Below are 10,817 nucleotides of genomic sequence, written 5' to 3'. Positions count from 1 at the left end.
CATGCGTGGCCTCAGCGCCAGACCGGCACCGGCGCTGACGCACGACGTTCAGGGTAAGACGGTTGAACTGGTTGACGGACTCACCCTTGAGGTCGAATTTCAATTCGACGATGCCACTTTCAAGAGCTTTAACCGTGATGGCTTTACCTTCGTAAATCATCAACTGATCTCCACGATATGGAAGCTGAACAGTACACGTCGGACGCAAGCGAATGGTTTGGCAGGACGCTTCTTCGTCACTGCTGATACCCATTCACCCGGCACACCCGCCAACGCGATAGTCGGGATTCTGTAGGAGCGGTCAGTAAGACAAACGCTCAATTCATACGCCCGTTTGATTTGGGTACGTCACCTTCACGGAATTTCCGACAATTGTCAATCGCCCAAAATACGGGTTGAAATGCGACTTTGCCGTCATTTCCGCACCACGCAGACCGGCAACACGCGCCTGCATGAGAAGCCATTCATAGAATCAATAGTTAGAAAAGTCGCCCTAATTAGCGCCGAGCCTTGTTTAACAGGCTACGCTGGCTGGACTACAGGGAAAAGCGCTGAGCGCTGCAAGCGAGATTCGTTGTAAAAAGATTTACCGGCCTGCCTGGCCAACCCAGCCCGATGAATCATGTCGGGCTTTTTAATGCGCGTCTGCCGGACGATCCCCACCGTTGCAGTGGGAAAAGTCCGCGCGTCATGCCAGCGCTTTCAGAGTCGCGTCGATATCCAGCAAAACCGAGGCTTCGCCCTTCTCACCCCAATACAAGGCGATCATCTGCTTGTCGGCTTCGACTTTGAAAACGTTGCCTGGCAACTTTTCGAAATGATTAAGCAGCGCCGGATCTTCGCAGGCTTCCTGCCACTGATTGACCCACGCACCCGGCGATTTCTGCCAATACGTCCAGCACGCCGGCTGCTTGCTACGGCGCGGCCGATGATATTGCGCGCACGGGCTCGGCGGCTCTTGCGCCATCCAGTGTGGCCACTCCTGAGGCGCCAGTTGCATGGCCAGACCGATGCGGCGCGCCTCCATGCGCAGGGCGATGCGACCGCTTTGCGCACGCGATGGACGCAACCACGCCAGCGGACTCAAAACCACCAACAGGATTGACACCACCAACCAGACCGTCATATCTCTACTCCCGATTTTTGATGAGCCATTGCTCCACTTCGGAACCAATGCGCTTGAAACCAGCCATACTTAACAATATTGAACCGTCACGAGGAGCACCTCATGCCCTACACCCATATCCTGGTCGCCGCAGATCTGACTGAAGAGTGCGACCCTGTGATTCACCGCGCCCGTGAGCTATCGGTGAGCAACGGCGCCAAGCTGTCGCTGGTGCATATTGTCGAACCAATGGCCATGGCGTTCGGCGGCGACGTGCCGATGGATCTGTCACAACTGCAACAACAGCAGTTCGATCAGGCCAAGGAGCGCCTGGAGCGCCTGAAGCTCAAATACTCCGAGCTCGAAGGCGCCAACTGCCATTTGACCTATGGCCAGCCACGTCAGGAAATCCACCACTTCGCCAAGGAACAGCAATGCGATCTGATTGTGGTTGGCAGCCATGGTCGTCATGGCCTGGCCTTGTTGCTCGGCTCCACTGCGAACGACGTACTGCACGGTGCGCCTTGCGATGTGCTCGCTGTCCACCTGGTTAAACGCTGAAACACCTGACCATTGTGGGAGCGAGCCTGCTCGCGAAGGCGTCGACACATTCAGCACTAATGCTGCCTGACACACCGCATTCGCGAGCAGGCTCGCTCCCACATTTGATCTGCGTATATCGATAGTTCGCATTACATATGAAAAGCCCGGCGCTCATCACTGAGCGCCGGGCTTTTTTGTTACGGGATCAATCAGGCATCCAGCTCGGCCCAACGCTCCATCAACGCATCCAGCTCAGCGTGCAACTGCTCCAAAGAAGCAATCACCTTGGCCGTCTCAGCCGCAGGACGCTGATAGAAACCGGCATCCGCCATTTCAGCTTCCACCGCAGCGATCTGCTGCTCTTTGGCGTCGATATCGCCCGGCAACGCTTCCAGCTCGCGCTGCAGCTTGTAGCTCAGCTTTTTCTTGGCCGCCGGGGCGGTAGCGGCAGGTTCAGCCACCGCAGCAGGCTCAGCCGTTACCACTGCCGAATTCAGGTCAGCCTTGCCGGATTTGCTTTCAGTCACGCCCAGCAGACGCGGCGAGCCGCCCTGACGGATCCAGTCCTGATAGCCACCGACGTATTCACGCACCTTGCCTTCACCTTCGAAGACCAGGGTGCTGGTGACCACGTTGTCGAGGAATGCCCGGTCGTGGCTGACCATCAGCACGGTGCCGTTGAACGTCAGCAGCACTTCTTCAAGCAGCTCCAGCGTTTCCACGTCGAGGTCGTTGGTCGGTTCGTCGAGCACCAGCAGGTTGGCTGGTTTGCTGAACAGTTTGGCCAGCAACAGACGCGCACGCTCACCGCCCGACAGCGCCTTGACCGGCGTGCGAGCACGCTGCGGGCTGAACAGGAAGTCGCCGAGATAACTCAGCACGTGGCGGCTCTGGCCGTCGATATCAATGAAGTCGCGACCTTCGGCAACGTTGTCGATAACGGTTTTTTCCAGATCCAGTTGATGACGCAACTGATCGAAGTAGGCCACGTCGATCCGCGTGCCCTCTTCCACTTTGCCGCTGGTCGGTTGCAAACCGCTGAGCATCAGTTTTAGCAGCGTGGTCTTGCCGGTACCGTTGGCGCCGAGCAGACCGATACGGTCGCCGCGCGTCAGCACCATCGAAAAATCCTTGATCAGAAACGGGCCGCCCGGGTGAGCGAAACTCACGTTCTCGAGCACCATCACCTGCTTGCCGGACTTGTCGGCAGTGTCCAACTGAATATTGGCCTTGCCGGTGCGCTCACGACGCTCACTGCGCTCAACGCGCAAAGCTTTCAGGGCGCGGACGCGGCCTTCGTTACGGGTGCGGCGCGCCTTGATGCCCTGGCGGATCCAGACTTCTTCCTGGGCCAGTTTCTTGTCGAACAGCGCGTTGGCGGTTTCTTCAGCGGCCAGCGCGGCTTCTTTGTGCACGAGGAAACTGGCGTAGTCGCCGTTCCAGTCGATCAGGCCGCCGCGATCCAGTTCGAGGATGCGCGTGGCAAGGTTTTGCAGGAAGGAACGGTCGTGCGTGATGAACAGCACGGCGCCCTGGAAATCTTTCAGCGCTTCTTCGAGCCAGGCAATCGCACCGATGTCCAGGTGGTTGGTCGGTTCGTCGAGCAGCAGCAGATCCGGTTCGGACACCAGCGCCTGCGCCAGCAGCACGCGACGACGCCAGCCGCCGGACAACTGGGCGAGGGTCTTGTCGGCCGGCAGTTGCAGGCGGCTCAGGGTGCTGTCGACCAATGTCTGCAAGCGCCAGCCATCACGGGCTTCGAGGTCTTGCTGAACGTGCATCAGCTTGTTCAGGTCTTCTTCAGTGACGCAGTTCTGCGCCAAATGATGGTACTCGGCGAGCAATGCGCCCACACCATCCAGGCCTTCAGCGACCACGTCGAACACCGTCCGATCGTCGGCCACTGGCAATTCTTGCGGCAATTCGCCGATTTTCAGACCGGGGGCACGCCACACGGAGCCGTCATCAGGCTTTTGATCGCCCTTGACCAGCTTCATCATGCTGGACTTGCCTGTGCCGTTGCGGCCGATGATGCACACCCGCTCACCACGGGCGATCTGCCAGGACACCTTGTCCAACAACGGCATAGCGCCGAACGCAAGGGACACATCGCTGAATTTGAGCAGGGTCATGAGCTTCTCCAAAAACCGGGCGCGCATTCTACCTGACTTAGGACTCCAGCAGGCCGGCAATTTGTCTGTCGAAGCACTCTGCACAACAATTGTTGCGAACTTGTGCTGCGAGGCCCGCAAAGCTTTCGCCGCTCGCTGGCAAAAGGCTAAGCTACAGACAATTCAGTGCTGACCGAGGTCGGCACTTGTCATGATTTCTCTGCCCGGATGTCTCATGCGCAGTCGCCTTTTCAGTGTTTTGTCCTGCTTGCTACTTACCGCCGCTGCCGTTCAATCCGCCCAGGCGGTGGATCTGTCCACCCAACGCCAGTATTACGATGAAGCCAAGCGCGCCTTGGCCAAAGGCGACACCGGCCCGTATTTCCGTTACAGCCAGGCCCTGGCCGATTATCCGCTGGAACCGTATCTGGCTTACGACGAATTGACCGCGCGCCTGAAAAGCGCAAGCAACGAGGAAATCGAGAAATTCCTCGCCGAGCACGGTGACCTGCCCCAGGCCAACTGGATGAAGCTGCGCTGGTTGCGCTGGCTTGCCGACCGTGGCGACTGGGCGACCTTCGTCAAGTACTACGACCCGAAGCTCAACTTCACCGAACTGGACTGCCTGAATGCGCAGTACCAGATCACCCACGACAAAAAATCCGAAGGTTATGCCAATGCCGACAAGCTCTGGCTTACCGGCAAATCGCAGCCCGCCGCGTGTGACGCGCTGTTCGGCATCTGGGCCGCTGACGGCCAGTTGACCGAACAGAAACGCTGGGAGCGCACCAAACTCGCCGCTCAGGCGCGCAACTATCCGCTCGCCAACAGCCTCGTTAACGGCCTGACCACCCTCGCCCCGCGCGGTCGGTTGCTGGTCGATGTCGCGCAGAAACCCGAGTTGCTCAACCAACCGTCGCGCTTTACTCCGGCGGATGAGCCAATGTCCGACGTGGTCAGCCTCGGCCTGCGCCGCCTCGCCCGTCAGGATCCAGACAAGGCCATGGCGCTGCTCGACGGTTACGCCAGCAGCATGCATTTCTCCCGTGATGAAAAAGTCGCGATCGCCCGGGAAATCGGCCTGACCCTGGCCCGGCGTTTCGACAGCCGCGCGCTGGACGTGATGACCAAATACGACCCGGAACTGCGTGACAACACCGTGTCCGAATGGCGTTTGCGTCTGCTGTTGCGTCTGGCGCGTTGGGACGATGCTTACCAACTGACCAAGCGTCTGCCGCAGGATCTCGCCACCACCAACCGCTGGCGTTACTGGCAGGCGCGCAGTCTGGAACTGGCGCAACCGCAGAACCCGGAAGCACAGACCCTGTACAAAAATCTGGCGCGTGAACGTGACTTCTACGGTTTCCTCGCCGCCGACCGCTCGCAATCGCCGTATTCGTTGAACAACAAGCCGCTGGTGCTGAGCCAGGCGCTGATCAACAAGGTTCGCAACACGCCTGGCGTACGCCGTGCGCTGGAATTCCATGCGCGCGGGCAGATCGTCGACGGTCGCCGCGAGTGGTACCACGTCAGCCGTCATTTCAATCGTGACGAAATGGTCGCGCAGGCAAAACTGGCTTATGACCTGAAATGGTATTTCCCGGCGATCCGCACCATCAGTCAGGCGCAGTATTGGGACGACCTGGACATCCGCTTCCCGATGGCCCACCGCGAAACTCTCGTGCGTGAAGCCAAGGTGCGTGGCCTGCATTCTAGCTGGGTGTTCGCGATCACTCGCCAGGAAAGCGCCTTCATGGACGACGCCCGCTCCGGCGTCGGCGCCAGCGGCCTGATGCAACTGATGCCCGCCACCGCCAAGGAAACTGCGCGCAAGTTCAGCATTCCGCTGGCCTCGCCACAGCAAGTGCTCGATCCGGATAAAAACATCCAGCTCGGCGCAGCTTATCTAAGCCAGGTGCACAGCCAGTTCAACGGCAACCGCGTCCTCGCCTCCGCCGCCTACAACGCCGGCCCCGGTCGTGTGCGCCAGTGGTTGCGCGGCGCCGATCACCTGAGCTTCGACGTCTGGGTGGAAAGCATCCCATTCGACGAAACCCGCCAGTACGTGCAAAACGTACTGTCGTACTCGGTGATCTACGGCCAGAAACTCAACTCGCCACAGCCGCTTGTGGATTGGCATGAGCGCTACTTCGACGACCAATGAACTGTAGGAGCTGCCGAAGGCTGCGATCTTTAGATCTTGCTCCAAATAAAATGCCCGCATTTTCATGCGGGCATTTTTAGATCAAAAGATCGCAGCCTGCGGCAGCTCCTACAGGAATGTGGAGGCTGTCGTTTTACCCCGTTCAGTCAGGCGATACTTTTGTACTGGGCTCCTGGGCGAATCGGGGTCGGTCATTTCAATCAATTTAATAGCCAGTGCGGGTTTGAGATAGTTCGCGCGAAAGGTTGCCTTGTGAGCCAGCCCGAGGCTACTCATGAGCTCGTTTACGCTCAGTTGATCAGCCCCATCAAATACGCCGAGCAACATCGCTACTTGGTCGGTTACTTGGTCGGTTACTTGGTCGGTTGAAGGCTCATTGCTGATTGCTTCTTGCAGCGCAAGACTTAAGGCTTGAAGCATGTACTCGACGAAGGGTGTCGATTCGGCCATCCGATCCGCCGCTGACAACGCTGCATAATAAGCATCTTGCTGATCTCTGATTACCGCCTCAACTGGCAAATAAGCCAGCACCGGTCGCCACTGACTGAGAATCAAGGTTTGCCAAAGCCGCCCCATCCGCCCGTTACCATCGGCAAAGGGGTGAATGAATTCGAATTCATAGTGAAAGACACAACTGATAATCAACGGATGCCAGTCAGAGCCCTGCAGCCAAGCCAGCAAATCATCCATCAAAGACGATATCCGGCTCGGCGGCGGTGCCATATGAACCAGTTGATCACCGCGATAAATGCCTACACCCGCTCGGCGAAAGTGCCCGCATTCATCAATAAGTCCATGCATCAATAGCTCATGCGCGCGAAGCAAGTCAGCCCTGTTACCGGGCTGCCACTGCTGCATGGCTTCATAGGCCGTAAAAGCGTTACGTACTTCCTGGATTTCCTTGGGTAATCCAAGCACCCGACGACCGTCGAGGACGGCTGTTACCTGATCAACACTCAACGTGTTGTTTTCAATCGCCAACGAAGCCTGAATCGAACGGATCCGATTGCCACGCCGCAGTTGAGGCGTCTGAAGGCCATCGTCCAAAGCCGAAAGCTGACCGATTTGCTCGCTGATGTCAGCGATCAAAGCAATCATTCGAGTGGTCAGGGTCAATGGCGGTTGGTAACGACTCATGTCCTCATCCAGGCATTCCATACAGGTCGCCATAATGCCCGATACGGGCGTAGTTCATCAGTGTTGTTTAGACGTTTCCTGACCATCACTAAACTGCAACGCCGCCAGCCGTGCATACAGCGGATTACTGGCAACCAATTCCTGATGTGTCCCCACCGCAACCAATTTGCCCTGATCCATCACGGCGATCCGGTCGGCGTTTTTCACTGTGGCCAAACGGTGCGCAATCACCAGCGTCGTGCGGTTGTGCATCAGGCTCGGCAAGGCTTGCTGGATCAAGTGTTCGCTTTGCGCGTCGAGGGCGCTGGTGGCTTCGTCAAGCAGCAGGATTGGCGCGTCCACCAGCAGCGCCCGGGCGATGGCCAGACGTTGGCGTTGGCCGCCGGAGAGGCCGAGGCCGCCGTCGCCCAAGTGGGTTTGGTAGCCGTCAGGCATTTGTTCGATGAAATCGTGGGCGTGGGCGATTCGCGCGGCCTCCTTGACCTGCTCCAGTGTGGCCGTCGGGCAGCCGTAACGAATGTTTTCCTCGACGCTGCCAAAGAACAGCGCGGGCGTTTGCGAGACGAGGGCGAAGCAGCGGCGCAAATCCAAAGGATCGAGGCGGGTCAAGGGCACGCCATCGAGGAGAATTTGTCCTTCGCGCGGGTCGTAAAATCGCAGCAACAAATCGTACACCGTGGATTTCCCGGCGCCGGACGGCCCTACCAGCGCCAGGGTTTCGCCCGCGCGGACGGTCAGATTCAAGCCATCGACGGCGTAACTTTCTGGACGCGACGGGTAGGAAAAACGCACATCCCGCAGCTCCAGCTCGCCGCGCACGCGCTCAGGCAACGTCACCAACCCGGAGGTGGGCGGCTGGATGATATTTTCCGAGCGCAGCAGTTCGGCGATGCGTTCGGCAGCGCCAGCAGCGCGTTGCAGCTCGCCGATCACTTCGCTCAATGTGCCGAAAGCACTGCCGACGATCAGGCTGTAGAACACAAACGCCGCCAGTTCACCCGCCGAAATTCGCCCGGCGATCACGTCCATGCCGCCGACCCATAACATCACCGCGACCGCGCCCAGCACTAGCACGATCACCAGGGTAATCAGCCACGCACGCTGGAAGATGCGTTTACGCGCGGTTTCAAAAGCCTGCTCGACCGTCGAGGCAAAGCGATGCTCGTCCTGCACCTGATGGTTGTAGGCCTGCACGGTTTTAATCTGGCCAAGGGTTTCGGAGACGTAACTGCCAATGTCGGCAATGCGATCCTGACTCTGGCGCGACAGATTGCGCACACGGCGGCCGAAAATCAGGATTGGCGCGACTACAAGCGGCAGCGCGATCACCACGATGCTGGTGAGTTTGGGGTTGGTGATGAACAGCAGCACGACGCCACCGATGACCATCAGCAGATTGCGCAGAAACAGCGACAGCGACGAACCGATCACCGACTGCAGCAATGTCGTGTCCGCGGTAAGGCGCGACTGGATTTCCGAGCTGCGGTTGTCTTCGTAAAACCCTGGATGCAGGTACACCAAGTGGTTGAACACCTGTCGACGAATGTCCGCGACAACCCGCTCACCAATCCACGACACCCAATAAAACCGGGCAAAGGTGCCGATCGCCAGTCCGACCACCAACAGCATGAACAGGCCAATCGACTGGTTGAGCAAATGCGGCGACTGGGTCATGAAACCCTGATCGACCAACAGCTTTATGCCCTGCCCCATCGACAAGGTAATGCCGGCGGTGACGATCAATGCGAGCAGCGCGCCAAAGGCCTGCCAACGATAGGGCAGGAGAAAATGGCTGGTCAGACGCAGGGCGCGCCGGTGTCGGGAGGAAAGCATCGAGATCATTCGGGTTCACATCTGCGCAGATGAATAGGGCCAGCCTAGTCATTGAAATGGGGTGGAACTCTGTAAATCACAATGAGTCAGGTTAAATATGCCCGTGACGACTAGCCCCTAGAGGCTATTGGTCTAAAGTTCGGGTTGAGACGAGCGGTCATTTCTGTTTGAGTGGAGATGCCGCCGCCGACAGACCGCAGGGCGTTGTAACAGCCCGGTCACGTGGCAGTTTTAACCTTGGCGAATAACCTGATGAGGAGACAGGCCATGTCCTTGCAACACAGCAGCGATGACAAGATTGAAGTGATCCGCACCAAGCCCGGCCAACCTCTGGGTTGCTCGATTATTGATAAGGATGGGCGTGAAGTACCGATCACTGAAGACATGATCCAGCAAGCGTGCAGCGAACTGGAGAAGCGATTGGTCAAGCCTGCCGAACAAGAGTGATATAGCCACCGTCTTCCTGACCCGGCCCCATTTTGGCCGGGTTTTTTCTGGCTGCAAGCATGGGATTTGTGGTGCGGCCTTCGCGAGCAGGCTCGCTCCCACAGGATCTGTTATCCATTGAAGATCTCTTGTGGGAGCGAGCCTGCTCGCGAATGGGCCACCTCGGTTCTAAACCGAAACAGCACCCAGCGCCGCCACAATCTGCCGCAACACTGGCGACGCCCCTTCAATCCGCACTTTCAGCCCTTCAATCTCGCGTCGCACCGGATACTGTTTGCGCAACACATCAAACGCCGCACGCTGCTCAGCGACGTTGCCTACAAGGCTGCGGCGGAAATCCGCATCATCGCGGCGCGGGTCGTACACGCCACGGCACAACATCGCCAGCGCCCACGCCGGATCGCTGTCAGCGTGCAGGGAAACTTCCGACAACCACGGTGCCGGCAGCAAGTCGCTGAGCTGAATGTTCGCAGGCTGGCCGATGAACTCGCAGTACGCCTGATAGATCTGTGCGGTGCCGCGTTGCTTGCCATCAAGGCTGTAACCGGCAATGTGCGGCGTTGCCAGCACGCAGAGTTCGGCCAGTTCGACATCGACTTCTGGTTCTGCTTCCCAGACATCCAGCACTGCTTGCAGGTCTTCACGTTCCAGCAGCACTTCGCGCAGGGCCGCGTTATCCACGACCGGGCCGCGCGCGGCGTTGATCAGCCAGGCACCGGGTTTGAGTTGCTGTAAACGCTGCTGATCGAACAGATGCCAGGTCGCGCCGTCACCGCTGCGGGTCAACGGAGTGTGCAGGCTGATCACGTCGCACTGCTCGATGATCTGTTCGAGGCTGACGTAATCGCCGCCCTCTGCTGCCTGACGCGGCGGATCGCAGACTTTGACGTTCCAGCCCAAGCCCTTGAGGACATTGATCAGGCGACCGCCAACCTCGCCAGCGCCGATCACCCCGTAAGTGCGTTTAGTCAGATCGACACCCTCGATTTCGGCGAGGGTCATAAGGCTGCCGAGCACATAGTCGACCACGCCCCGGGCATTGCAGCCGGGTGCGCTCGACCAGGTGATACCGGCCTCGTTGAAATACTCCAGATCCAGATGATCGGTGCCGATGGTGCAAGTGCCGACAAAACGCACTTTGCTGCCTTCAAGCAGCGCACGGTTGACGTTGGTCACCGAACGAACCAGCAACACATCGGCCTGCTCGACCGTCGCACGGTCAATGGAACGGCCCGGCACCCGGCGGATTTCGCCGAAACCGGCAAAAAAGGCATCGAGCAGCGGGATATTTTCGTCGGCAACAATCAGCATGGCGGGCTCCTTGGGCGGATCGGCAGTTTAACTGTAGGAGCTGCCGCAGGCTGCGATCTTTTGATGGTGATCTTAAAAATCCAAAGATCGCAGCCTGCGGCAGCTCCTACCCGATTACAAATCCGCAACAGAGGATTTTTCCTGACTGTAACGTCAGCGGCGTAGA

At 58.5% G+C, this 10,817-nt stretch carries 9 protein-coding genes; 3 read left to right on the top strand and 6 right to left on the bottom strand.

What is annotated here, in order from left to right; all coding sequences use genetic code 11:
- Both ACIP66_RS20605 and ACIP66_RS20600 read right to left on the bottom strand, forming a co-directional pair.
- A partial coding sequence (locus ACIP66_RS20605; protein WP_400650443.1) for a hypothetical protein occupies positions 1 to 160 on the bottom strand: 160 nt, incomplete at its 3' end.
- A 528-nt stretch (positions 161 to 688) separates the two neighbouring features.
- Positions 689 to 1,126: a hypothetical protein gene (locus ACIP66_RS20600; RefSeq protein ID WP_159814295.1), complete on the bottom strand. Its 438-nt coding sequence runs from the start codon at positions 1,124 to 1,126 to the stop codon at positions 689 to 691.
- Between the two features lie 102 nt (positions 1,127 to 1,228).
- Between ACIP66_RS20600 and ACIP66_RS20595 the strand changes: the two genes are divergently transcribed.
- On the top strand, positions 1,229 to 1,666 hold the full coding sequence (locus ACIP66_RS20595; protein ID WP_400650441.1) for a universal stress protein: 438 nt from the start codon (positions 1,229 to 1,231) through the stop codon (positions 1,664 to 1,666).
- 191 nt (positions 1,667 to 1,857) lie between these two features.
- Here ACIP66_RS20595 and ACIP66_RS20590 read toward each other — a convergent pair whose 3' ends face one another.
- Complete coding sequence (locus ACIP66_RS20590; protein ID WP_053122098.1) at positions 1,858 to 3,780, bottom strand: ATP-binding cassette domain-containing protein; 1,923 nt, start codon at positions 3,778 to 3,780, stop codon at positions 1,858 to 1,860.
- 214 nt (positions 3,781 to 3,994) lie between these two features.
- On the opposite strand from ACIP66_RS20590, the gene ACIP66_RS20585 reads away from it, so the two are divergent.
- Positions 3,995 to 5,923 carry a transglycosylase SLT domain-containing protein gene (locus ACIP66_RS20585; protein WP_053122100.1) on the top strand — a complete coding sequence of 643 codons (1,929 nt, stop codon included), beginning with the start codon at positions 3,995 to 3,997 and terminating at the stop codon, positions 5,921 to 5,923.
- Positions 5,924 to 6,031: 108 nt separating this feature from the next.
- On the opposite strand, the gene ACIP66_RS20580 is transcribed toward ACIP66_RS20585, so the two are convergent.
- Together ACIP66_RS20580 and ACIP66_RS20575 are read right to left on the bottom strand one after the other, a co-directional pair.
- A complete protein-coding gene (locus ACIP66_RS20580) occupies positions 6,032 to 7,060 on the bottom strand; it encodes a Fic family protein (RefSeq protein ID WP_400650437.1) in 1,029 nt (342 codons plus the stop codon).
- Positions 7,061 to 7,117: 57 nt separating this feature from the next.
- Positions 7,118 to 8,902, bottom strand: coding sequence for an ABC transporter transmembrane domain-containing protein (locus ACIP66_RS20575; RefSeq protein WP_400650435.1), 1,785 nt, complete (start codon positions 8,900 to 8,902; stop codon positions 7,118 to 7,120).
- A gap of 258 nt (positions 8,903 to 9,160) precedes the next feature.
- Between ACIP66_RS20575 and ACIP66_RS20570 the strand changes: the two genes are divergently transcribed.
- The gene (locus ACIP66_RS20570; RefSeq protein ID WP_053122106.1) at positions 9,161 to 9,340 is read left to right on the top strand and encodes a PA1571 family protein; all 180 of its coding nucleotides are present in this window, start codon (positions 9,161 to 9,163) and stop codon (positions 9,338 to 9,340) included.
- A 168-nt stretch (positions 9,341 to 9,508) separates the two neighbouring features.
- On the opposite strand, the gene pdxB is transcribed toward ACIP66_RS20570, so the two are convergent.
- On the bottom strand, positions 9,509 to 10,651 hold the full coding sequence (pdxB, locus tag ACIP66_RS20565; protein WP_400650433.1) for a 4-phosphoerythronate dehydrogenase PdxB: 1,143 nt from the start codon (positions 10,649 to 10,651) through the stop codon (positions 9,509 to 9,511).
- Between the last annotated feature and the right edge of the window lie 166 nt (positions 10,652 to 10,817).

The organism is Pseudomonas sp. NPDC088429 (genome assembly GCF_044753305.1).
Lineage (GTDB): Bacteria > Pseudomonadota > Gammaproteobacteria > Pseudomonadales > Pseudomonadaceae > Aquipseudomonas > Aquipseudomonas rustica.
Note: the sequence above shows the minus strand (reverse complement) of the source record. Positions and strands in the feature narration are given on the sequence as shown.